Below are 24,943 nucleotides of genomic sequence, written 5' to 3'. Positions count from 1 at the left end.
TTTAGAATCTCCTTCCAGACGCCATAGGTACAATGCGTACCGTGGTGCCTTCTGTAATCTGAAGTGCGTCGGCTACAGCTTTTGGCAGGCCGACTACATGGTTGCCAAAAACATCCACCGCCGTCATACAGCAGCGGAAGTTGGCAAAGTCAGTGGTACTGACCAGATAAAGTTCGCCTTCTGGCTGATGTTCTGTTTTCTCATCAACCACATGGGCCTTAACGTAGCGGCTTTCCTGCACAGCCCGCAGGTCATTGGTGCGGGATACCAGGGTTGGCCCACCATCAAACATATCGATGTAACCGGTATAGCGCATACCTTCTGCTTCCAGCAGTTTGCGGGCCGGTGTCGTCGCCTCATGGGTTTTACCGATCGCTTCCTGAGCATCTTTTGGCAGCAGGTTGGTGTAGATGGTGTTCTTTGGCATCAGCTCAGCAATAAACACCTTATCCATAGAAGACAGGGTGTCGGCTTCGGCAAAGTCCAGAGAAAAGAAGTGACGACCCAAACCTTCCCAAAATGGAGACACACCCTTGTCATCGGAATAACCGCGCATCTCGGCAATCAGATATTCGTTAAAACGCTGGGGAAACTCCGCCAAAAACATAAAGCGGGACTTAGACAGCAAAGCTCCATTTTTACTGTGGCGCGCTTCTGGACTCAGGAACAGGGTACACAATTCAGAATAGCCGGTGTGATCATTAGAGATGGTCAGAGTATGAATCTGGTTATAAACATTCAGCTCACGGGAAGCATGTACCAATGTACCGACCCGATAGTTGTACCAGGGTTCGCTCAGACCTACTGCCGCTTCAATACCGCAAATGCCCACCACGTCGCCGGTATCTGTTTCTTCCATGACAAACAGATAGAGGGCTTCATCGGGGATACTGTTGGGTTTAAACGCTTCCAGAGCGCTCTCGATTTTTCCAGCTACCTGCTCATCATTATCCTGCAGGGAGGTAAAACCCGGGCCGGTTTTGCGAGCAAGTTCTCGCAGGGCTGCATGATCTTCAGCCTGAATTGGACGAACCACCATCATGGCGGGTTGCTCCTCAAAATTTCAGAAAGGTAGTTTGTCAGTTATGGGGTACTGACGTTTGTTATCATTTTCAGCTTCCTGCCTGAACACTTCCGTGACCTTCAGTCTGGTGCAGACGTATTACAATTCGCACCGACCAGGCTCTGCTTTACAGCCAAAGTAACCGGGCACTGTCGCCGGAAGCCAACTGAAGCGCCTCAGCCTGAGCTTCACTCAGCATCGGCTGCTCTGGGTTAATAGGTGCCATAATGCAGCGATAATTATTCAGTTGATTATTGCTGATAAGAGCCAGAGAATGACTGCTGGCTATATCGCCATTTCCGACACCGACATCTCCCACATCGCTATCTCTTACACCAACCACCACAGGCATACAGCGACTTTGGCTAACAGAGCGAACATATTCGGTTCGGGCTTCTAACGTTGGGCCTGCATCAAAAATATCCACATAGCGGCGATACTCGAAACCTTCTTCTTCGAGCAGCTTCTGCACATCACGCATATCCGCTCGGGCTTTCCCCAGAACGGCCTGAGCATCAGGGTTCAGCATAGGAACGTACACCGGATAATGCGGCATCAGATCGGCGATAAAACCTTTGGAGTTAATGCCGGTGAGATAATTGGCTTTGTTGAAATCCATATTAAAGAAATGACGGCCCAGACATTCCCAGAACGGTGACTGATTTTTCTCATCCGCCACGCCTTGTAATTCAACAATCAGCCGGGGAGAAAAGCGCTCAGGGTGAGCCGCGATAAACAGCATACGGGCGCGGGAAAGCAGATGAATATTCTCAGGCTGACGATACGCCTTGCCTAAAAGCTGATCATCCATAAACAGGGTATACAGCCGGGAGGCACCGGTATAATCCTGACAAAGATGCAGAGCCGGCACCCGGTTATGGATCTGTAGCTCGCTGGAGGCATGAACCACATCATCGATACGGTAGCTGTAAAACGGCGAGCTAATCCCCACCGCCGCTTCAATACCGGAAACGCCGACGACTTCACCGGTCTCAGTATCTTCCAGCACAAAGTGATAGCTCTCACCCGCCGGACGCTCAACCTCTTTACGCAACGATTGCTGGGTATTACTGATCAACTGACTCAGATGATCACGGTTGTCCGGCAGGGTGGTCATACGACCACCAGAGATCACCGCAAGGCGTTCAAGCCCTGCCAGATCATGAAACGCTAAAGGACGCAGTACCAGCATCAACCTTTCTCCTTCTGAACACCCAGCCAGCTCAGATCATCTGCGGTGGCCAGCTTCATCAGCATCAGCGCACTCAGCTTAGCCCGTTTGGTAAAGCTGGAGACTTTGACATACTCATCAGCAGAGTGAATCTTGCCACCCTGGACACCCAGGGTGTCGATATTAGGAATACCCGCTGCCGCAAGGTTGTTGCCATCACAGCAACCTCCGGTAGGCAGCCACTGGATCTGCATACCCAGGTCAGCCCCGCAATCTTTAGCCAGCCGGAACAGCCTTTCGTTAGCAGGTGTTAACACTTTAGGTTTGCGGGTAAAACCGCCATGCAGTTCAATCAGAATGCCTTCACGGGCGTGAATGTTAGCAACAATCTCCGCCAGCCGATTCTGACACCAGCGCTCATCCTCAGGTTGTTCCAGTCGGATATTGAATTTAGACACACACAGATCCGGTACAATATTGACCGCCCCGCCGCCTTCGATAAAGCCGGGATTGATCGTCACGCCATCACGCTGACCGTTCAGATCATCCAGCATGACGATAAAGTCCGACATAGCACGAATCGCATTACGCCCCAAATGATGTTCACGCCCCGCATGGGCTGCACGGCCACGGATCACAACACTGAAGTTACCGCTGCCTTTACGCTCACCGGCCAAATTGCCATCGGGGAAACTTGGCTCGTAGATCAAACCTAAATTAACGCGCTGTGCCGCCTCGGCAATAAGAGGCGCACTTGCCGCTGAACCTATCTCTTCATCGGGGTTAAACAGAATCTCCCAACCGATACGTTCAGCAAACGGACTACGCTCCAAGGCCTGAATAGCCGTCAACATCACCATCAGGCCGCCTTTAAGATCAGCAACACCGGGGCCGTTCAGCGTATCGTCATCCAGCCAGGTGATGGTCTGGAAGTGGTGATCAATGGCAAATACGGTATCCATATGGCCGCAGAAAAAAATCTGCAACGGCGCTTCCGGGCGCTTACGAATACGGATCGCATCCCCCAGAGGAAACTCTTCAACAACGCCTTGATTATTAACGCTTTGGAAGGGAGCCACCTTAATGCGCTCAACCTCGCCAGCTAAAGGCTCGCAAATACGGATCAGCTCATCGCCCACACGGTTTACACCGGCGGCATTCAGGCTGCCTGAGTTGATTTCAGAAAGGGCAATGGTATTGGCCAGCATGGTGTCGTGCTGTGAATCGATCCACTCAAGCCATTGGGTAAAGTCGTTACTCATCTCAAGACATCCTATTTTGCGTTGTCTCCATTATTGTTGAAGCGCGCAAGAGTTTCTGTCCGGGATGCGACCTTTTTTTTAGATTGGGGACATAGGGGGGGAAAATAAAGGGGAGATGAAGAACGTCTTTTTACACCTAACATTCACGGAAACAGCTTGTTCATGAATTATGAACATTTGCATTCTGCAGGTAAAAGTTATCAACATCGGAATCAATAACTGGGTTATAAATTCTTTTCGAAAGGCGTAGCACACTACTATCGTCTTTCAGGTCTGACAAAAGCACATTATCCAGTAAATGCTCTCGCCAGTAACCATCTGTGCACAGGATAAGATCTTGGCTCCCATTCCATTGAAATGGAACAAGCTCAGGTGAATCAAAACGTTTCGCTTTATAGCAGCGTGTAAGCTGGTGCCGTGCGCTTACTGCCATCTCAGTTGCAGAATCATGTTGAAGAAACTGAAACTCCACTGTGTGTGGCAGGTTTAACCAATCGATACCCTCACCTTCCGCCCTTAAACCAGCCCTGACATCCCCTACAAACATCAGCAAACCTTTCCGAGCCTTTGTATCTACAACCACTAGAGAATAACTCGCTTTTTCGTAAAGGTATTGCAAACGAAGGGATCGCCATTGACTCTGGATTTTCAGTATCAAAGATTCTGAGGAGAAAAGATCCTCCGGTTCAACAAGCTCAACACAGCGCTTAGCCCATAAATTTGCAAATTCATAACTTTGTCCGCTTTCAGCTGCATCCACAACAACAATCCCGATCACAGACCCGAATGAAACTATTGCCGCCGCATCAGAATTATTTAATCTTTCCTGCCCCTTCTGACTGCGCCACTCCATGTGCATTTTTATACCCCTGCCATTTCTTCAATACGCTGATAGAGGATATTTTCACGCTCATCAGAACCATCAGCCTGACTGGAAACAGCATATTCAAACATGCTATTTTCAAGTAAAGTTCTGAACTCTTCTGCTATATACGCTCTTACATCTTCAGGTCCTTGATGGATTTCATCAGTAAGTTCTGGGCGACCATCAACAACATTCAGAATGTCCTCAAGATCACGACTCCCCAAAGTATCGCCACCGCCTCTTCCTTTCCAAGCCTCTAACTTAGTGGCAACAAAATATACCGGGTCAACAAGGCGAATAACCACATCATCATTCAATCGATGATCTTCAGCGTGCTCAAGAGCATTTCTATACCAGCGGTTTGTAAACCCCAAAACGGCTTCATCATCCGGCATAAAATCAACTCTCAGCTGACCTAGCTTCATTGCACAAATAGGCTCATCCTCATCCCCTGGTTCAGGCATAGCGTTTCTGAAGCCATTCACCTGAAGTTGACGCTGAAGCTGGTTGAAACCGCTATATCCAATAACATGGATAATCAAATCGACATCATCTGTACTACGGATATTTTCCAACGTCACTTCATCTGTAACAAACAATGCTGTTGTACAACCTCCGACAAAGGCCACCTCTTTCCGTAAGTCGCTCCCTAATGCCTCTGCAACCTGAATCAACATCTGTCTTTGCGTGACGTACTGGCTCATGCGGGTTTCATCCTTTTCTGAAGCATCTCTTTGGCAAGGTTAGCTTCCCTGGGCTGACCAATTCTAATAGCATCAACAAGTGCTAATAGAGCATACAGTTCAGGATCTTTTCGAACAGCAAAAGGAACCGACTTATGCAAAGGCTCAATAGCAAGCCCCTTACTATGACCCGATGCATCTGGCCATACAGGAATTAAGTCACCTGCACTAATAAGCATTTCATGCAAAACTGGAGCAGCGAATGCGGTTCCTATACCCCTTACTAGAGTCCCGGGTTTTACATGAAAAAAATACTTAGCCCCCGAGATCAAAACCTCTTCCAGAGCTACATAATTACAACGCGGGACACCATATTTTCTGTCTTTTTTGGCAAGCCCTATATCAATACAGCGCTTCAATGATTCATTGACTTGAGTCTTACTAATCCCTGTTTCCAATTCTAAAGCGCGAGCTGTATACACCGTTGCCCTGAATTGCTCTGCATTTACACTATCTAAGAGGCCTCTATCTTCCAATTCCTCATCCCAATCGCACCAATCCAACGGCCAAGCATCACGCACCCTATCAAAGCTTGATCGAGGCACTTCTTGTTTTTGCAAAGAAATCAGTTTCAGCATCAGAACAACATCTTGACTTTTCATCACTCCTCCAACAACAGACGTCCTAAAAACCGGGACACAGGACAAAAGTTACCTATAGCACAGAAAAAAGCAAGACCTAACATACCCAAAAAAACGGCCATGGGTTTTCACCCATGGCCGTTTTAGTATTACCGCTTTATTCGGGCTAGATTCTTACGCCTCAGCAGCTTCCACTACCTTAGCAATGGCTTCAGCCAGTTTTGCCATACCTTCACGGATATCCGCTTCCGGGATAATCAGAGATGGTGCAAAACGCAGTACGTTAGGGCCTGCGACCAGCATCATCAGACCTTCCGCGCGAGCTGCAGCCAGGAATTCACCCGCCTTACCGTGCCATGCTTCGATCAGTTCTGCACCGATTAGCAGGCCGCTGCCACGGACTTCTTTGAAGATGCCGAAACGCTCATTCAGTTTATTCAGTTCTTCATTGAAAATTGCATTACGGGTTGCAACGCCGGACAGCACTTCAGGAGTGTTGATAATATCCAGAACTTTCTCAGCGACGGCACAGGCCAGTGGGTTGCCACCGTAGGTGCTGCCGTGAGTGCCAAAGCCCAGGCTTGGAGCCACTTTATCGCTGCACAACATCGCGCCGATTGGGAAGCCACCACCCAGAGACTTAGCGGTTGTCAGTACATCCGGTACTACGCCACTTTCCATATAGGCATACAGATGACCCGTACGACCTACGCCGGTCTGTACTTCATCAAATACCAGCAGTGCATTGTGCTGATCGCACAGCTCACGAACCCCTTTCAGGAATTCAGCATTACCTGGAATCACACCGCCTTCACCTTGAGTTGGCTCAAGTACGACGCCACAGGTTTTATCGGAGATGAGGGCTTTAAGTGAGTCCAGATTATTAAACTCAGCGTGCTCAATAGCTCCCGGTGCCGGTTCAAAACCTTCACGGTATTTTGGCTGACCACCGACAGAAACAGTAAACAGCGTACGACCGTGGAAGCCCTGCTTAAAGGAGATAATCTCGTTCTTCTCGGCACCAAAGTTATCGTAAGAATACTTACGTACTAGCTTGAAGGCCGCTTCGTTAGCTTCTGCACCGGAGTTACAGAAGAAAACCTTGTCCGCGAAGGTGGCATCGGTCAGTTTCTTCGCCAGACGCAGCGCAGGCTCATTAGTGAAGACGTTACTCAGGTGCCACAGCGTATCAGCCTGTTCTTTCAAAACCGACACCAGCTCAGGGTGACAGTGACCCAAAGCATTTACCGCAATACCACCGGCAAAATCGATATATTCGTTGTTGTCCTGATCCCATACGCGAGAGCCTGCTCCGCGAACCGGCACCATCTGCTGAGGGTTGTAGTTCGGCACCATAACATCATCAAAAAGAGCGCGGTTCACTTGCTGTGTAGTCATATCAACCTTTACCTTGTTAGCTCGAATGCCATAATCGAGCGAGCTGTTTTATCATTTTCAGCGCAGACACTTTGGGGTGAAAATGGCAGCCTGGTTCTGCACTGAGTTATTGTAAAGCACGTGGTTAAAATTTCGTGCCTTCTGATTGAGCCTGAAACGACTATGCTTTCCAGATAAAACCAGAAGATTTTCTGGTTACAGTATCGGTAAAAGTGAGCTGGGATAACATAGCCAGATTTGTTATAGCGCGACACAAACTTGCTCTAAGCTGACATTTGTTAATCTGTCAGCGGCTATCAGTTCCGTAAAACGGTATTCTACAGTTGGTTTGAACCAAATATGCCAAATACGCTCATCCAAGTACGCTGTCTGAGACGAACATTCAGGAGATAGCCCCGTTGCAAGCCAGTCAGTCAGGACGAACCAAGAGTTTCACCGCTAAAGCCCGGCCAAAGCGCTATGGTTTTTTGCTTGTACCCAACTACTCCCTGATCGCTTTTTCATCAGCGATTGAGCCTTTGCGTATGGCAAACTGGATAACCGGTGACGATTTATACGAAACGACACTGATCAGTCATGACGGCGAAGCGGTCGCCAGTAGTTTTGGGGTGCAAACACTCGTTAATCACAGCCTGAATGACCTGCCAGAGTTAGATGCTATTTTTGTCTGTGGCGCAAGTCCTATCGCTAGAACCGGTAATGATGCCATTATCGCCTGGCTACGTCAGCAAAGAGACAACCAAATGGCTATCGGAGGCATAGGAACCGGTTCTTATATTCTCGCCTGCGCTGGACTTTTAAACAATCATAAAGCAACGATTCACTGGTGGGATATCGACAGCCTACGGGAAGATTTCCCGCATACTCAGGTCACTAATAACCTGTTTGAAATCGACGATAAACGCTACACCTGCAGTGGTGGCACGGCGGCTATGGATATGATGCTGTTTCTGATCCGCCAGCAGCATGGGATGGATCTGGCTGCATCTATTTCAGAGCAGTTTGTTTGCGAACGTATGCGCACCGGAGATGACCCCCAGCGTATCCCATTGAAAGCCCGGATTGGTGCCAGCCAGCCCAAGCTGATCGAGGCCGTCCAGCTAATCGAAGCCAATATTGAAGAGCCTTTAAGTGCTGATGACCTAGCTCGGCATGTAGGCGTTTCCCGACGCCACCTGGAACGCCTCTTCAAAAAACATCTGCAAACCGTACCTTCCAAATATTATCTGGAACTGCGACTGGAACAGGCCCGTAAACTGCTACGCCAAACTGACAAACCGATTCTTCAGGTTGGGTTATCCTGCGGTTTTGCCAGTGCCTCCTACTTCAGCACTGCATACCGTAATCACTACGGTCTGACACCCAGAGAAGAACGTAAACGCCTGCAGGACCAGGAGGAAAATATAAATCCACATCCTGTGGTAACTCAGCGCTCTCAGCTCATCTGATAAAAGTCTTCATAACGCGGCATTTATCAGCAGCGGCCTGATATCTCGACAGAGTGGCGCCGATCCTCTACATTTGGTCTCTATTACCCCTGAATATCAGCCCCATAAACCTTAGAAGGATCTGCCGTGTCCCGGTCTACTAACTCTGTTCTTTTTTTCACTTTTTTTACGACGCTGTTGCTGAACGGTTGTGCTGGCATACCGTCAACAAGTAAGCAGTCTGTTAGCATTGAACAGATTCCTTTTCAGGATGAAAATTTTAAAGCCTGTGTACTTGAACAGAAGACTTCCGACCCGGCTGAAATCACCGAGCTAGACTGCAGCCTGCGCAATATTCAGTCTGCAGATGAACTTTTTTACTTTCCAAACCTTCGGAAACTGGACCTGAGCCTTAATGAGATCAGCTGGCTGGATATTCGGGCAAACAGTCAACTCGAGAGTCTGAAGCTGTTTCCGTCAAATAACCTGAAGGCAATGAAGTTCAGCCATTACCCTCAGCTAAGAACTCTGGCTCTTGACGGCAGAGATGGAGAAATTGCTGAAGATGCTCTGAAGACTATGCCTGCACTGGAAGAGCTGACATTAGGCTTTGAAGACATGACAAAGCTGAAAATCCATCAACCTGAACTCCGCTCACTTAGTCTTCTTAACAGCAAATCCCTGAACAAACTGATCCTTAACACGCCGTCTCTGGAAGACTTTTACAGCGACCGATCCCAGCTTAAATGGCTGGATCTTTCCAGCACTCAGAAACTGGTCAATCTGGAGGTTCGGAAAACGCCTTTGCAGAAGCTCACATTGGATACGCAGCCAGATCTGGAAAAGCTCTGGTTGCAGGAAGGTAATCTGACAACTATTGAACTGGGAGCGACTCCAAAACTGAAGCAACTAGCGATCAGTCATCAACAACTAAAGACGATTGACCTGAGCCAGGCCCCCAATATCCGCGAACTGGAGCTGAATAACAACCGACTGACAGCGTTGAATTTAAACGGCCTGCGACAGCTGAATCGCCTGAATGTAAAAAATAACCCTTTGCCAGACCTGTACAAGGCTCTGGGTAACAGCAGTTTATTTCTGTATTGTATTGATGCAAACCAGCTGGACTACACCGTTGAGGTTTTCAGCCTGGACTGCCGCTTAGGGGCTGATATAGACCCTCATGCGTTTAAAGTACTCAGCAATCTTCGCAGCCTGAAACTCCGCCTTTCTCCAGGTGTTGAGCAGCTTAACCTGAGCCACCTTTCGGGTCTTGAATCTCTGGTTATCCATAGCCAGAAGCAGGCATTAAAAAAGGTGCTTCTGCCTTCCAGTCGTTATCTGACCGACATTGATCTGAGTAATAATCTGCTGAAAAGCATTACGTTGCCAACACTCCCTAAATTGCAAAAACTAAATCTGCTGGAGAATAATCTGACTGGGTTCAGGTTATCAGCCCAGCCTCAACTAAAGCAGCTGAGGCTTACTGGAAACCCTTTGAAACATGCGCGGTTCGCAACGCAGCCTAATCTGGAAGCCCTGTTTATCAATCAGACAGCAATTAAAAACCTGCAGCTTACTAACCAGCCTAAACTTAAAAAGCTGATTTTGAGTAAAGGAAAGCTTGAAAAACTAAAACTGGATCTACCTGAGCTAAAAGAGTTGGATCTGCGCTGGAACCCTAACCTGAAAAAAGAAGAAATACTGATAAGCCCCGCCACAATAATGTCACTGACACCACAGAAAGAGACACCGACAAAAAATGAAGCAGGCAATCCTTCTCCATCACCACCACCGATTGCCTCAAACTAAGATACCATTTCACCTGCAGGCACCCATCAGGGGGTGAGCACTTCAACAGGCTGAATCCTCTGACAGAATAAGATCTGCCGCTTTGCTCGCAATAGCCAGTGTCGCGGCAGTCGTATTGCCACTAACGAGGTTTGGCATCACAGATGCGTCAACCACTCTCAGGTTATCCATGCCGTGAACCCTTAGTTGATGATCAACAACCGCATCGGTGCCACTTCCCATTTTACAGGTGCCAACGGGATGGTAGATGCTTTCGGCAAACTGCCGAATGTAAGCTTCTTTTTCCTTATGGGTCTGACACGCCTTACCCGGTCGCCACTCTTTTTTACCAAGCCGTCTTATTTCCGGCTGATTCAATAACTCCCGAGCGCTGTCCAGTGCCCGCACCATACCTTTTATATCTTCGCCTTCCTCATCACTCAGATAGTCAGGTTGTAACAACGGCGCATCCTGATACTGATCAGAGCGCAATCCGACATATCCTCGACTTTTAGGGCGTAGCAAACAGGCTCTCAGGGTATAACCGAAATAACGTATAGTTGGTGCCAGATTCAAACCATGCTCTACTTCCAGAGCCGGTAAAAAGTGGTGCTGAACATCTGCTCTGGACTGATTAGGGTCAGTCGCTAAAAAAGCACCGGCTTCTGCAAAATTCGAAGTTAGCACGCCCTTGCGTTTCGGGTAGTCCAGTACACCTTTAATTCCCTTTGGCCAAAAAACAGGATTAAGGGAGACCGACCGACAGCCTTTCTCCAGCCAACTCACACTGATATCCAGATGATCCTGAAGATTTTTCCCGACACCCTCCAGCTTATGCTGCACGCTGATATTGTGCTCTGCTAACATCTGCTCCGGCCCAATACCGGAGAGCATAAGAAGCTGAGGGGTGTGCAGAGCGCCCGCTGAAAGAATGATCTCTCCGCTGACCGGAATATATAGCTCATGACCCGCGACCTTATAATAAAGGCCACAAACACGCTGATTCCGTATTTTTAAGCGTTGTACACGAGCGTTGGTAATCACCGTCAAATTACGCCGCTCAGAAGTTGGGGCGAGGAAAGCTTTAGCGCTACTGCAGCGGCTACCATCACGCTGCATCACCTGATAAGGGCCGACACCCCACTGATCCTGACCATTAAAATCATGATTCAAAGGCAACCCTAATTGTTGTCCGGCTCTAAGGTAAGCTTCAGATAAGGGGTTAAAATGCCGCAATGCCTGTACCGACAGCTCACCGCCTGCACCGTGCCAGGGATCTGCACCGCGTTCAAAATCCTCTATTCGTTTAAAGTGAGGCAAAAGCTCCTGATAGTGCCAGTCATGCCGGATATCAGGATTGAAACTTTCTGCCCAAAGATCAAAATCTTCCGGCTGCCCCCGTGTATAGCACATCGCATTAATAGAGCTACTTCCCCCCAGCGTTTTGCCTCTGGGCCAGAATAGCCGGCGCTGATTCAGCCCTTTCTGGGGTTCAGTATAAAGCGCCCAGTTCAGCCGCTTACTACGCATTAATGCAAGAATTCCGGCCGGAATATGAATCAGGGGACTCGTATCAGCAGCCCCTGCCTCCAAAAGCGTAACCTGGCAATCCGGGTTACGGCTTAAACGTTCAGCAAGAAGGCAACCTGCAGCACCGCCGCCTACAATCACATAATCCATCATGGTTTCTTCGGTCTCTTGTTATTGTTATCACTATAGTCCGTTTTTTGTCTGCACCTGAAGTCATCGACGGCTAGCGTCATATCAGAGTAATCAATGCCATGGAAACAATCAAACATACGTTCGATTAGTACAGCTATCAGCATAGGCACTCTCTCCAGAGCCCTATCTAAAAGCACACCAGCTTTGCTAGCCAGCGCGACAATTTGTCTTAGCTTTAAAATATAATAAGATGCTAAAGTAACAGGGAATACTATAGGTGAGCACAGTAATGACTTTCTTTACCGAGTTAAAACAGATCTCTCGTAAGGCCCTGTTATTGTTACTGATAGCTGGGGGAGTTATCGGATATGCTCTGGCACCAGATGAGGGTTTTGGCGTGCGCTTTGAAAACCGAAGTGCGCAAATGATCACAGCTATCAAGCTGGACTTTGGCAGTGCCGACGGCCAGTCCAGCCTGCAAACATTCCGCCTTGCTTCCGGAGAGTCCCGTACACTATTTCTGAATCACCCTTCAGGGGCCGGGTTTAATGTTCAGGTATTCTACGCAGATGGACAGAAAAGAGAGTTCTGTGCACTGAAAGGCAATAAAGATTTAAGGCCAACCCTGGTGTTGCAACCCTGAGCACACAAGACGTTAGCTTTGCAGAGCGAAGATATCTGGCACACAAGTAGCAGACCTCTCCTCCAAAAGAACGATCTGCATAGCATCAGGTATACCGTGCTTTCGGAGGAGGGGAAAAATATATCAGCTATTTGTTGATTCAAAAATCTTATCCGCATTTGCTTCAACAAATCCTTGATATACCACACCATCAGAGTCTGGATAACGCAGGGCAAACTCGTAAAAGCAGGTCGGAATTTCGTGTTTCTCACCACCGGAAAACTCGATCTGTTTACGGTCAGCCATAGTTGAGCCCTGCTCCAGCAGTGCAGCAGGTGATCCTTTCACTTCACCCCCCACAGTATTCACAGCATAGCCCGCTACTTTAACACGACCGAGGACATGTTGAATCTTATCCGTTGCCTGGAAGTCCGTCACGCTATTCAGGTGATTGATACTAACCGTAAAGTGATTCACGCGAATACCGATCGCCAGTAGCCAGGCACCGTATTCAGTTTCCTGCATCAACTCGTTGTAATCATCAAAGCTTGGGGCGCTCCAGTGACGTGAGGACCAAAATACACTCTGATCAACCGGCTCTGCAGTGATCTCTGTAATGTATTTCGCCAGGATCTTTTGGGCGGATTCACTCAGTTGCTCAGTGAGTAGCTCAGAGATAAAAATTTTCGGTACAGAGGAATCCGGATGGATATAACTACGGGCACGCAATTTCTTTGCTTTAAACTGATATTCATCCTGCAGGCTGTATCCCATCGCCAGTACCAGAGGTTCTAGATTTTCCAGCTGCAGCGGTGTATGGGCAAAGGTGCGAAAAGCAACATGATCATTAATCACTTCGCCATCCGTGTTTTCAAATACCTTACGGATCACCTCTGCCTGAGGTGTGATAGCAATATAGTCCTGCCAAAGATTGTCAAAAAACTGAACCGGATTCATAGGTCACCTGGAGTTGTACGGCTGATAGCCTTTTTGTTTTAAATGTCACTTTAAGCGTAGCTGCCGCTTAAATATAGCCTGTTAGCAGAACAGGCTGTTCACGGCGATTGCACTTCTATTCTGATAACAAATAAATCCATCAACAAACAAAAAAACTTAACCCCATAATCAATATAAATTTACCCTTACAGCTCTAGGATGATCTTGTAACCAGTCCTGCATCCAATCAATAAACGCTTTGACCCTGGCATTTTCAGGTGCGATCTCTTTATGGGCCAGCCAGTACCCCGGCATCAGCGCAGGATTTAATCGACTGATTGGTTGCTCACCTAATGGCGCAACAAGTCGCCCTGCTGCAATACCATCCAACGCATCGCCTGTTGATATCATAGCGACTCCCAACCCCCGGTTTGCCGCTTCAAGAAGCCCAGCATGACTGTCTAAAGGAAGAACTTGCTGGTCTACTGCAGCATCGACCTTCAGTATATCCAACACACGTCCCCATAGCGGAACAGATAACGGAGTGCACAGTAGTCGGTGATAAATCAGATCACCCGCCTGACTCAGGGGAATACGCTTCGGTAGCTCTGGTGCACAGACAATCAGCTTATCATCCGTTAACAGCAGCTGCTGTGACTCAAAACCCCACTCACCAAATCCCCACTGAATGGCAAGGTCCAGACCTTGAGCTTCAAAATCCGGAAAAGCTACAGAGGTTGATACCTGAACAAGGCAATCAGGGTAAGCGGCTTCAAATTCCGACAGGCGAGGTAACAGGCAATTCACCGCAAACCAGGGCGATGAACTGACTCGAATGACAGGTCTATGGTGCTGGCCGCAAACTTCATCCACACCACGCTGCATCAATGCCAGGCCTCGCTCCACATAATCCAACAGTTGCTGACCGGAATTCGTAATGACGATGCCGGACGGCTTCCGTTCAAACAACTTCAGGCCCAGCTGATCTTCAAGGGACTTAATCTGTAAACTTACGGCCTGAGGCGTAATGAAGAGTTGCTGGGACGCATGTTTAAAGCTGCCTAACCGGGCAGCAACCGAAAAGATCTGAAGGGCACGCAGTGATGGAAGATATTTAGGCATAGCGGATTAACCTGATAGCGCACGGCAGGTGTGACTCTTGCAACTTCTGTCTCCTGCCAAAACGTAAAAACCCGATGCTTTCACATCGGGTTTTCTTAACGTAAACGTAGGTACTTCACTTAGGATTAAGCTTTGTACGGATCACGCAATACGATGGTTTCTTCGCGATCTGGGCCAGTAGATACAATATCAACCGGAGCACCAACCTGCTCTTCCAGGAAGGCTACGTAATCGCGGGCAGCCTGAGGCAGCTCATCCATAGTTTTTGCACCAACCGTGGACTCAGTCCAGCCCGGCATCTCAACATAAACCGGCTCAACGTCACCAAAAGCAGATGCATCAACGGGCAGATCCAGTAAGGTGCCATCTTTCAGCTTATAGTGCGTGCAAATCTTAATCGTTTCCAGGCCATCCAGTACATCCAGTTTTGTCAGACAGATACCAGAGATAGAGTTAACCTGAACAGAGTAGCGCAAGGCGACAGCATCAAACCAACCGCAGCGACGTGAACGCCCTGTTGTTGTGCCAAACTCATGGCCTTTTGTTGCCAAATGCTCACCACAGCTATCAAACAGCTCCGTTGGGAACGGGCCGGAACCTACGCGAGTGGTATAAGCCTTGGTAATACCCAGAATATAATCCAGATACAAAGGGCCAAAACCGGAACCTGTCGCAGCACCACCAGCGGTGGTGTTAGAGCTGGTTACAAACGGGTAAGTACCATGGTCGATATCCAGAAGGGAGCCCTGGGCACCTTCAAACATGACATTATCACCGTTCTTACGGTAGGCATGCAGCTCGCTGGTTGCATCGCAAACCATCGGGCGCAGCTCTTTTGCCATTTCCGTGCAATCTGCGATCACTTTTTCTGCATCTACCGGCTCTTCTTTATAGAAGTTTTCCAGCATAAAGTTATGATAGGAGACGATCTCACGCACTTTCGCGTCAAATATTTCCGCATTCATCATGTCGCCAAGACGCAGGCCACGACGAGCAACTTTATCTTCATACGCTGGACCGATACCACGACCTGTTGTACCGATTTTATCAGCACCACGGGCACGTTCACGAGCCTGATCCAAGCGCACATGGTATTCCAGAATCAATGGGCATGACGCACTCAGACGTAAACGATCACGTACCGGTACACCACGCTCTTCCAGCATACGAATCTCTTCTAACAGAGCATCAGGAGCCAGTACAACGCCATTGCCAATTATGCAATTCACGTTGTCGCGCAGAATGCCTGAAGGAATCAGGTGCAGCGCTGTTTTTTCGCCATTAACCACCAGAGTGTGGCCGGCGTTGTGGCCGCCCTGAAAACGGACAACTGCAGCAGCGGATTCTGTTAACAGATCAACTACTTTACCCTTACCTTCGTCACCCCATTGGGTGCCTAGTACTACGACGTTTTTACCCATTACTGCTTTCTCATTCACTCGAACTCAGACTGTAAACAGTCTCGCCCATGCAGGCTGATTAAAAAATTCGGTTAATTGGTTCAACAACCCACTGGCCATCATCTTTAAGGACCAGCTCACTGTCGCAACCCATCTCAAGTGCACTGACATTCTGATCAGGTAAACCACTCACCACCCGGGTGCCTTCACTGCGCAAAGCCCGAATCGTAGAGAGAAGCTCCTGATCATCGCTGTAACCTGCCGGCGCATACACACCGGATACGGGATCATTTTTTTGTAAGAGTTTTGCCAGAATTTTCAGGTCAGCACTAAAGCCTGTTGCAGGCCGTGCGCGTCCAAATACTTTTCCGGTTTCATCATATCGACCACCTTGGGCAATCGCATGTGAATAACCTGGAATATATGCCGCAAATACCATCCCTGTGTGGTAGTTATAACCACGCAGTTCCGCAAGATCAAAGTTTATCTCAACATTTGGATACTGGTTTTTAATGACGTTAGCCGTCTGCTCCAAACTGGTCAGGGCCTCTTTAACAGATGCCGGAGCATCAGCCAGCTCAATCTGAGCCTGGGCCAAAATATCTACACCACCGTTCAAACGCGCAAGACGTGAAATCATACCTCTCACAGACTCATTAGCAATATCTCTTGCCACTATTTGATCAATTTCGCCATAAGCTTTATGCAAAATTGCATCAAACAGTGTTTTTTCCTGATCTGAACTAAGGTTTGCTTCACGAATAAGCGCCCGATAAATGCCTACATGGCCCATATCCAGATAAATCTTTCCGGCACCCGCTGTAATAAGCGCGGAGATCATCAGCCCCAGAATCTCGCTATCACTTTCCAGCCCCTCATGACCAAAAAGTTCAGCTCCAAGCTGCATAGGACTACGTGAACCCAGCATGCTGCCAGCTTTTGTCCGCAGCACATTAGCACAATAGCAGAAACGAGCAGCACCTTGTCGCTTCATGGAATGAGCATCCATCCGGGCAACCTGAGGTGTGATATCCGCTGCAACACCCATCATCCGACCCGTCATCTGGTCGGTCACTTTGAAGGTTTGCAGATCCAGATCGTTACCACTGCCGGTCAACAGAGACTCAAGATATTCAGCTGGAGGCGGGAAAACAAGGTCATAGCCCCAGCTATGGAACAGATCCAACAATTCACGACGAAGCTCTTCAATCTGCCGTGCCTGAGGCGGCAGCACCTCTTCCATGCCATCTGGAAGTAACCAACGATCTGCAATGGTCATAATTCAGCCTGTTTTTTTATCTGTATCTATCCATCACCGGTCAGACTAGAAGCCTTTCCAACCCAGATATATCCGAGTCTAAAGCAATGACTTACCCGTTATTTTTTCGGTACCCGATGGTCATTAAAGCTGATACTGACGCCTGATCAACTCCGCACCAGGTACAGTATGATCAGGCCGATCAACATGCTGATCGCCCCCATCATACGAAGATGCTGATCCGGCACCTCAGCGATTGTTGCAACCAACCGGCGCCAGCGGGAAGGATTTGCAAAGGGGATAATCCCCTCTATAACAAACACCAGGGCCAGCGCACTAACCAAAACCTGCCAATCCAACAGAGTATCTCCACAAAAGCGGGCTAATTTAAGGGGCAGCCTAGTACTGCTTATCCACCCTTTTGCCGGAATCTGCACACAAAAAAACCGGGATGAACCCGGTTCGACACATTCTACCACGATTAGGATTTACAACCATGGTTTGCCAGTGGCTTTTATTAAAAAAATACAACAGGCATAGCCTTCCGGCGGACAAAAAAATACCCCGCAGCCAAAAAACTACGGGGTATTTCTAATCGTGATTAAACCTTATTGCGATTTTTTCATATAGTTGAAGAATTCACTTTCAGGCTTAAGCACCATCACATCGCTCTTACTGGAGAAACTATTACGGTATGCCTCCAGGCTGCGGATAAACGAATAAAACTCAGGGTTTTTGGTATAAGCATTGGCATAGGTTGCAGCAGCAACCGCATCGCCTTCACCACGAATACGCTCAGACTCACGGAACGCCTCTGCCAAAACCACCTGACGCTGACGATCTGCATCCGCACGGATACCTTCGGCAATCTCTTTACCTTCAGAGCGGTGCTCACGAGCCTCACGCTGACGTTCCGTATTCATTCGCTCAAATACGGCATGACTTACTTCAGGTGGCAGATCGATACGTTTCACACGTATATCGCGAATCTCAATACCCAGTTCATCCTGAGTAATGGTATTCAATCTGACCGTCAGTTCATCCATTAACTCGTCACGCTCACCGGAGATCACTTCATACATGGTGCGCTCACCGAACTGGTTACGCAGACCTTCATCCATACGAGGTGCCAGCAGACGGGCCGCTACTAACTCGTCACCGGAGGTGGCTTCATAGTATTGCTGCACGTCAGCAATACGCCATTTAATGAAGGAATCAACAATGACCGCCTTCTTCTCCAGCGTCAGATAACGCTGAGGACGGGAGTCCATGGTAAGAATACGGGCATCAAATTTACGGATTGTATGAAGAACCGGCAGCTTAAAATGCAGACCGGGCTTGATATCTGAATCGATGATTTCACCAAACTTCAGTTTAATGGCACGCTCAGTTTCATTAACGATATAAAGACTGTTCGAACCGACTAAAGCCAGAATGGCAATCAGGATAAGTGCCGAAAAAGACTTAGATTGCATTAGCGACCCTCCCTACGAGTTGAAGTGGCATTGGAATTAGCACTTTTTTCGCGCAGACGCTGCAGAACGCGATCAGCCAGTTCATCAATTTCAGTGTCAGAACTCAGAGACGGAGCGGCTCCGGAGAAGCGACTCTGATCGGTTGAGCTCATACCCGCACTACGGGATGAAGCACTGCCTCCGACCATTTTATCCAGAGGGATATACATCATGTTGTTGCCACCATCAACATCAACAAGAACCTTACTGGAGTTGGCCATTACCTCTTCCATCGTTTGCAGATACAAACGATCACGGGTTACTTCAGGTGCTTTTTCGTACTCAGTCAGAAGCTGCACAAAGCGATCGGCTTCACCCTCGGCCCGGGCTATGATCTCTTCTTTGTAACCATTAGCCTCTTCGATAACACGTTGAGCTTTACCGCGCGCTTCAGGGATGATGCCATTAGCATAAGCTTCAGCCTGATTTTTCACACGCTGCTCATCCTCACGTGCTTTAATTACATCATCAAAAGCAGCCTGTACTTCATCCGGTGCCGATGTGCTCTCTACGTTAACAGAACGCACTTCAAGGCCTACATCATAGCTATCCAGGTACTGCTGCAGCCGTGCTCTCACGCCCTGACCTAAAGCTTCACGCCCTTCAGTCAGAATATCATTCATTTCTGAAGAGCCAACTTCATGACGCAGAGCAGAGTCTGTCGCATTCTCAAGACTCTGCTCGGGATTACGCACATTAAGCACAAAGTCTCTCGGGCTGCCAACACGGTACTGAACCGACAGGTTAACCTGTACGATATTTTCATCTTCAGTCAGCATCAGTGCACGGCGACTCAGGGAACGAACCTTCGTCACGTTCACAGTCTGTACGGTATCGATCAAAGCCGGATTCCAGTTCAGACCTGCACCCACTGTTTCATAATATTCACCAAAGCGTAAAACAACCGCACGCTCTGCCTGATCTACACGATAGAAACCTGCCACAGCCCAAACAGATGCGGCAACCACCAGAATGATACCAAGCAGGCCGAAGCTGGCAGACGGAGATGGACTGTTGCCACCACTACTGCTTCCGCCATTGCCACCGCTACCACCTTTTTTGCCGCCAAGAATACCACCAAGACGGTCATTAAACTTCTTCAGGGCTTCATCAAGATCCGGTGGTCCCTGGTCGTTGCGGCCACCATTTTTGTTATCGTTACCCCAGGGATCACGATTATCATCTTTATTGCCACCCGGCTCATTCCAAGCCATATCTATCTCCACTCTCCGAGAAAACTGACAACAGCTTCCGTTAAAGTTACGAATTGTTTTATGGCACAGCGGGAAGCTCAGATCAGCTCCCACTGCGCAAAAATGGCTTACTGTCTATGCGGGCTCCATACAGACTCAGGAAAGCTCTGCATCAGAATCCAGCATAAAATCCTCAACACCATAGTTTGGAAAATAACGCTTAGGATCAACACCCACACGACAAAGCATCTGGATAAAGTCTGCTTCCGGCAAACGCACCTGAAGCACAAACTCCCCCTGATCGCTGACGTTTTCATCGATGATAGCGCCCTGCTGATATAAAAGCGCGCGCAAACGGCCTTCAGAAGGCTCAAGCGTCAGCTCACCTTTGAAAATATCATCACACAGACGCTCACCAACCGCCTGCAAAACCAGATCAAGCCCTTCACCATTGACCGCAGAAATCCAAACCCGTTCAGGCTCACCCTGATCATTACGTTCGATACGGGGTTCATAACCGGGCATACGGTCAATCTTGTTATAGATCAGAAGGCAGGGAATATCGTCAGCCTGAATCTCCTGCAGAACTTTGTTCACTTCGCGAATATTGCCATCACGATCATCATCTGCAGCATCAATCACATGCACCAGAAGCGTTGCTTCCTGAGCCTCCTGCAAGGTTGCCCGAAAAGCTTCCACCAATTTATGGGGTAAGTGACGAATAAAGCCAACGGTATCCGCCAATACAACTGGCCCGATATCCGGCATAACAATACGACGCAGAGTCGGATCAAGCGTTGCGAACAGTTGATCCGCAGCATAAACATCAGACTCTGTTAGTGCATTAAAGAGCGTTGATTTACCCGCATTGGTATACCCTACCAATGAAACAGATGGAATATCAGCGCGGCGCCGGGAGCGACGGTTCTGATCCCGTTGTTTGCGGACTTTGTCCAGACGCTTATTGATCTGACGGATGCGCTCCCGCAACAATCGGCGATCTGTTTCCAGCTGAGTTTCACCTGGCCCGCGAAGGCCAATACCACCTTTCTGACGCTCAAGGTGTGTCCAGCCACGAACCAGACGGGTAGACATATACTCAAGCTGAGCGAGCTCAACCTGAAGCTTCCCTTCGTGGGTACGGGCACGCTGGGCAAAAATATCCAGAATCAGACCAGTACGATCCAGCACCCGACACTGCAGTGCCTGCTCAACATTACGTTGCTGGGATGGAGATAAGGCGTGGTTGAAAAGAACAACTTCAGCTTCATGGGAGGTCACAGCATCACGAATCTCTTCGAGTTTGCCATCACCAACAAAATATTTCGGGCTGGGCTGAGACCGGCTACCTTCAATTAAGGCAACCGGGTCTGCACCTGCTGAACGCACCAGCTCCAGAAATTCACCCGGGTCTTCCCGGTCTTTCTCATCCGGTAAATGGATATGGACAAGAACAGCTACTTCACCAGAATCAGGACGTTCGAAAAACAAGTATTACTCCGAAGATTATTCAGTACCCGCTTCGCCCGGGGCTTTTTCCTGCGCCGGCAGACGAACATTACGGGAAGGTACAACAGTTGAAATTGCGTGTTTGTAAACCATTTGGCTTACCGTATTACGCAGCAGAATAACAAACTGATCAAAAGACTCAATCTGGCCCTGTAATTTAATACCGTTGACCAAAAAGATAGATACCGGCACACGTTCTTTACGAAGGATGTTCAGGTAAGGGTCTTGTAGAGACTGCCCTTTTGACATACCGCTCTCCCTAATTTTAATTTTTGATTATTAGATTTAATTTTGAGGTGATCAACAATAACAGCTTTATCGATAAGCCTTAACAAACCACCAATTACCACAATCCGCTTTGGACAGAACAGAGCACCTGCCTGGAGGGGTACTTGCAGCAATTTTTATCATACCAGTTTAAATAAGGCTTGACTCTAATTTTTTCAACGCTAAATCCCTAAGATTCGGGGCCTCCGCTGGCAGCCAATTCAACTCAGGCCAACTTCTCAACCAGGTTATCTGTCGCTTAGCCAGCTGCCGGGTAGACACAATACCTTTGTGGACCAGGGTATCATAGTCATACTGACCATCTAGGTATTCCCAGGCCTGCCGATAACCCACTGAGCGTATTGACGGCAAACCAAGATGAAGGTCTTTTCTTGCTCGCAGCGTTTCCACTTCAGCAAGAAAATTTTGTGCCAGCATCAAATGAAAACGTTGCGCAATTCGCTCGTGCAGCAGCCGTCGATCCGTCGGATTGACCGCCAGGGATAGCACCCGAAACGGAAAGCTCTCCCGGTTTTGTTTCTGCTCATGCCAGTGCTCAGTCAGGCTTTTACCACTAAGCTCATACACCTCTAAGGCACGCTGCAGGCGTTGAGGATCATTAGGGTGAATCCGTTCAGCAGAAACCGGGTCGATCTCTTTCAGACGATCATGCAGTGCTTTGAGACCATCTTTTTCTGCCCAGGCATCCAGTTGCTCGCGAACCTCTGCATTAGCAGAGGGCAGGTCCGCAACACCATCGTATAGACGCTTGTAATACATCATAGTTCCGCCAGTTAATAACGGAATTTTTCCTGACGCCTGAATATCAGACATTTCCCGTAAAGCATCCTCCCGGAACTCTGCTGCAGAGTATGACTCAGCAGGGTCTCTGATATCGATCAGACGATGAGGAGCACGGGCCAGCGTTTCGGCATCCGGCTTTGCTGTGCCAATATCCATCCCCCGATAGATAAGCGCAGAATCGACACTGATAATATCGCAATTATGTTCTTCACTCAGATGCACAGCTAAGTCTGTTTTCCCTGCGGCTGTTGGCCCCATCAGAAATACGGCCAATGGCTTTTGCCTAAACGACGAAGTATCAGAATCGTGTTGCATAAAAACTCTACTTATTATGAGTTATTCGGGGACAGGTCCGTCGGGCGCAAAGATCTTTATTGACCGCGCAAAAACAGCTTATCCAGCTCATTCATGGTCAGGCGAGTCCAGGTTGGACGCCCATGATTACATTGACCACTCCGCTCCGTTCGCTCCATATCTCGCAGCAATGCGTTCATTTCAGGTAACGTTAGTTTACGGTTTGCGCGTACGGAGCCATGGCAGGCCATCGTCGCAAAGATTTCATTAATATGCGCCTGAATCCGGTCACTGGAACCATATTGCAAAAGATCCGACAGCATATCTCGCAGTAAAGGCTCCACATCCGACTCCATCAGCATGACAGGCAACTGACGAACCACCAGAGACTCGGGCCCCATCACCTGTAGCTCAACGCCAAGTTGCTGAAAAACATGCTGGTGCTGTTCCGCGCAATCCGTTTCTTTGCGACTCACGGCTATCGACAGAGGAACCAGCATCGGTTGGGATTTCAACCCTCCCTCCTGATAAGAGGTTTTCAGGCGCTCATAGATGATACGCTCATGGGCAGCATGCATATCCACCAAAATCAGACCATCTTTCGCTTCAGACAGAATATACACACCATGCAGTTGTGCGATCGCAAAACCGAGGGGCGGAGCACCGGTGGGGTCATCTTCCGGGAGCCTCTGCGGAGCCACGCCAGTATTCCAGGGCTCAATTGCTGCCCCTGAATCCGCCACGTTCTCAGTCTGCATCGCGCCAGCCTGGCGAGAGATCTGCTGATAGCTGTTCAGGTAATCTGAAATACCACCCGGGCTACTCTGAGCCTGAGAGCGATACGGCAAAGCAGAATGATCACCTGAAAATCCATTCCGGTCAAAGCTGTCGGAAGCAGGGCTAATCCCGGACGTTGAACCGTCGCTAAAAGCGATAGCGGTCTGATCCTGCATCGGCTGTTCTGTCGCCACCTCCTGACCCGCCACTCCCGCATGGGTCATATTCGTGGGCGCGGTTGAACCATCCGCTTCCGGGCGAACCTCGGCCAGAGCCCGGTGCAGAGTGCGGAACAGAAAATCATGTACCAGCCGGCCATCCCGAAAGCGAACCTCATGCTTGGTCGGGTGCACATTCACATCCACTACCGCCGGGTCCAGTTCAAGGTAAAGCACGAAAACCGGATGACGGCCATGAAAGAGAACATCACGATAGGCCTGCCGGATGGCATGAACCACCAGGCGATCCTTAACCACCCGGCGATTTACAAAAAAGTACTGCTGATCTGCCTGGCTTCTGGAGTGTGTTGGCAATCCAACCCAGCCCCAAAGCCGAAGCCCGGTCGCTTCGACATCAATATATAACGACTGATTCATCAGGTTCTTACCCAGCAGAGAAGCCAGACGCTTCTCCTGCTCCGCCTGACGGGTTCCTGCTGGCAGCTGGTGGATCGCTTTCTGATTGTGCCGCAAACTCAGGGCTATATCCGGTCGGCTTAAGGCTAAACGCCGGAATGTCTCCTCAATATGACCAAACTCGGTTTTTTCAGTGCGCATAAACTTTCGGCGGGCTGGCGTGTTAAAGAAAAGATCTTTAACCTGAACACTGGTGCCTTTCGGATGGGGAGCTGGTGTGACCTGGGTCGCCATATCACGCCCCTCAGCAATAACACGCCACCCTTCGCCGGTATCCTGAGTACTTGACGTCAGATCCAACCGGGAGACAGAGCTGATAGACGCCAGGGCTTCACCACGAAAACCCAGACTGTGAACACCTTCAAGGTCATCAAGAGTGATAATTTTACTGGTGGCATGTCGGCTCAAAGCCAGCGGCAGATCATCCGGCCCAATACCGGAACCGTTATCCCGAATACGGATAAGCTTAGTGCCGCCTTTCTCCACATCGATATCAATGCGGGTTGCACCGGCATCAATGGCATTCTCCACTAACTCTTTGATAACGGATGAAGGACGCTCAACAACTTCACCCGCTGCAATCTGGTTGGCAAGCCGAGGGCTCAGGACATGGATTTTACTCATATAAACTCTTTTCTATCTGCTTATC

At 48.9% G+C, this 24,943-nt stretch carries 22 protein-coding genes; 3 read left to right on the top strand and 19 right to left on the bottom strand.

The window, feature by feature from the left end; all coding sequences use genetic code 11:
- Position 1 precedes the first annotated feature (1 nt).
- From astA to ACN0R8_RS13235, 7 genes are all read right to left on the bottom strand, one after another.
- A complete protein-coding gene (astA, locus tag ACN0R8_RS13265; RefSeq protein WP_417598198.1) occupies positions 2-1,042 on the bottom strand; it encodes an arginine N-succinyltransferase in 1,041 nt (346 codons plus the stop codon).
- Positions 1,043-1,190: 148 nt separating this feature from the next.
- Positions 1,191-2,255, bottom strand: coding sequence for an arginine N-succinyltransferase (locus ACN0R8_RS13260; RefSeq protein ID WP_417598196.1), 1,065 nt, complete (start codon positions 2,253-2,255; stop codon positions 1,191-1,193).
- The gene (locus tag ACN0R8_RS13255) at positions 2,255-3,496 is read right to left on the bottom strand and encodes a hydrolase (RefSeq protein WP_417598194.1); all 1,242 of its coding nucleotides are present in this window, start codon (positions 3,494-3,496) and stop codon (positions 2,255-2,257) included. Before ACN0R8_RS13255 ends, ACN0R8_RS13260 begins: the two co-directional genes overlap by 1 nt.
- A 160-nt stretch (positions 3,497-3,656) precedes the next feature.
- Complete coding sequence (locus tag ACN0R8_RS13250; RefSeq protein ID WP_417598192.1) at positions 3,657-4,349, bottom strand: hypothetical protein; 693 nt, start codon at positions 4,347-4,349, stop codon at positions 3,657-3,659.
- A gap of 8 nt (positions 4,350-4,357) precedes the next feature.
- Positions 4,358-5,065 carry a hypothetical protein gene (locus ACN0R8_RS13245; RefSeq protein ID WP_417598191.1) on the bottom strand — a complete coding sequence of 236 codons (708 nt, stop codon included), beginning with the start codon at positions 5,063-5,065 and terminating at the stop codon, positions 4,358-4,360.
- Positions 5,062-5,706 (bottom strand): hypothetical protein, encoded by a 645-nt coding sequence (locus tag ACN0R8_RS13240; protein WP_417598189.1) that lies wholly within the window; start codon positions 5,704-5,706, stop codon positions 5,062-5,064. Before ACN0R8_RS13240 ends, ACN0R8_RS13245 begins: the two co-directional genes overlap by 4 nt.
- 153 nt (positions 5,707-5,859) lie before the next feature.
- On the bottom strand, positions 5,860-7,083 hold the full coding sequence (locus ACN0R8_RS13235) for an aspartate aminotransferase family protein (RefSeq protein WP_417598187.1): 1,224 nt from the start codon (positions 7,081-7,083) through the stop codon (positions 5,860-5,862).
- 398 nt (positions 7,084-7,481) lie between these two features.
- Between ACN0R8_RS13235 and ACN0R8_RS13230 the strand changes: the two genes are divergently transcribed.
- Together ACN0R8_RS13230 and ACN0R8_RS13225 are read left to right on the top strand one after the other, a co-directional pair.
- A complete protein-coding gene (locus tag ACN0R8_RS13230) occupies positions 7,482-8,531 on the top strand; it encodes a GlxA family transcriptional regulator (RefSeq protein WP_417598185.1) in 1,050 nt (349 codons plus the stop codon).
- A gap of 126 nt (positions 8,532-8,657) precedes the next feature.
- Entirely contained in the window at positions 8,658-10,322 is a 1,665-nt protein-coding gene (locus ACN0R8_RS13225; protein ID WP_417598183.1) for a hypothetical protein, read from the top strand.
- 42 nt (positions 10,323-10,364) lie between these two features.
- Here the strand turns inward: ACN0R8_RS13225 and ACN0R8_RS13220 are convergent, their stop codons facing one another.
- Positions 10,365-11,984, bottom strand: a complete 1,620-nt coding sequence (locus ACN0R8_RS13220; RefSeq protein WP_417598181.1) for a GMC family oxidoreductase — start codon at positions 11,982-11,984, stop codon at positions 10,365-10,367.
- Between the two features lie 256 nt (positions 11,985-12,240).
- On the opposite strand from ACN0R8_RS13220, the gene ACN0R8_RS13215 reads away from it, so the two are divergent.
- Positions 12,241-12,606 carry a hypothetical protein gene (locus ACN0R8_RS13215; RefSeq protein ID WP_417598179.1) on the top strand — a complete coding sequence of 122 codons (366 nt, stop codon included), beginning with the start codon at positions 12,241-12,243 and terminating at the stop codon, positions 12,604-12,606.
- Between the two features lie 123 nt (positions 12,607-12,729).
- Here ACN0R8_RS13215 and ACN0R8_RS13210 read toward each other — a convergent pair whose 3' ends face one another.
- The 11 genes from ACN0R8_RS13210 to mutL form a co-directional block, all read right to left on the bottom strand.
- Positions 12,730-13,542, bottom strand: coding sequence for a DUF1338 domain-containing protein (locus tag ACN0R8_RS13210; protein WP_417598177.1), 813 nt, complete (start codon positions 13,540-13,542; stop codon positions 12,730-12,732).
- 168 nt (positions 13,543-13,710) lie between these two features.
- Positions 13,711-14,643, bottom strand: coding sequence for a LysR substrate-binding domain-containing protein (locus tag ACN0R8_RS13205; protein ID WP_417598175.1), 933 nt, complete (start codon positions 14,641-14,643; stop codon positions 13,711-13,713).
- Positions 14,644-14,768: 125 nt separating this feature from the next.
- A complete protein-coding gene (locus tag ACN0R8_RS13200) occupies positions 14,769-16,064 on the bottom strand; it encodes an adenylosuccinate synthase (protein WP_417598440.1) in 1,296 nt (431 codons plus the stop codon).
- A 58-nt stretch (positions 16,065-16,122) separates the two neighbouring features.
- Positions 16,123-17,322, bottom strand: coding sequence for an ATP phosphoribosyltransferase regulatory subunit (locus tag ACN0R8_RS13195; protein WP_417598173.1), 1,200 nt, complete (start codon positions 17,320-17,322; stop codon positions 16,123-16,125).
- 146 nt (positions 17,323-17,468) lie between these two features.
- Positions 17,469-17,660, bottom strand: a complete 192-nt coding sequence (locus tag ACN0R8_RS13190) for a DUF2065 domain-containing protein (RefSeq protein ID WP_417598171.1) — start codon at positions 17,658-17,660, stop codon at positions 17,469-17,471.
- 249 nt (positions 17,661-17,909) lie between these two features.
- Entirely contained in the window at positions 17,910-18,776 is an 867-nt protein-coding gene (gene hflC / locus ACN0R8_RS13185) for a protease modulator HflC (protein WP_417598169.1), read from the bottom strand.
- A complete protein-coding gene (hflK, locus tag ACN0R8_RS13180; RefSeq protein WP_417598167.1) occupies positions 18,776-20,029 on the bottom strand; it encodes an FtsH protease activity modulator HflK in 1,254 nt (417 codons plus the stop codon). The genes hflC and hflK overlap by 1 nt, the downstream gene beginning before the upstream one ends.
- A 135-nt stretch (positions 20,030-20,164) precedes the next feature.
- Positions 20,165-21,499, bottom strand: coding sequence for a ribosome rescue GTPase HflX (hflX, locus tag ACN0R8_RS13175; protein ID WP_417598165.1), 1,335 nt, complete (start codon positions 21,497-21,499; stop codon positions 20,165-20,167).
- Between the two features lie 15 nt (positions 21,500-21,514).
- On the bottom strand, positions 21,515-21,766 hold the full coding sequence (hfq, locus tag ACN0R8_RS13170; RefSeq protein ID WP_078320221.1) for an RNA chaperone Hfq: 252 nt from the start codon (positions 21,764-21,766) through the stop codon (positions 21,515-21,517).
- Between the two features lie 168 nt (positions 21,767-21,934).
- Positions 21,935-22,903: a tRNA (adenosine(37)-N6)-dimethylallyltransferase MiaA gene (gene miaA, locus ACN0R8_RS13165; protein WP_417598161.1), complete on the bottom strand. Its 969-nt coding sequence runs from the start codon at positions 22,901-22,903 to the stop codon at positions 21,935-21,937.
- A 56-nt stretch (positions 22,904-22,959) separates the two neighbouring features.
- A complete protein-coding gene (gene mutL / locus ACN0R8_RS13160) occupies positions 22,960-24,918 on the bottom strand; it encodes a DNA mismatch repair endonuclease MutL (protein ID WP_417598159.1) in 1,959 nt (652 codons plus the stop codon).
- Positions 24,919-24,943 lie beyond the last annotated feature (25 nt).

The sequence above is a fragment of the Oceanospirillum sp. genome (genome assembly GCF_048265165.1).
Lineage (GTDB): Bacteria > Pseudomonadota > Gammaproteobacteria > Pseudomonadales > Halomonadaceae > Oceanospirillum.
The sequence above is the reverse complement of the archived record's forward strand: the minus strand, read 5'-3'. Positions and strand labels throughout refer to the sequence as shown.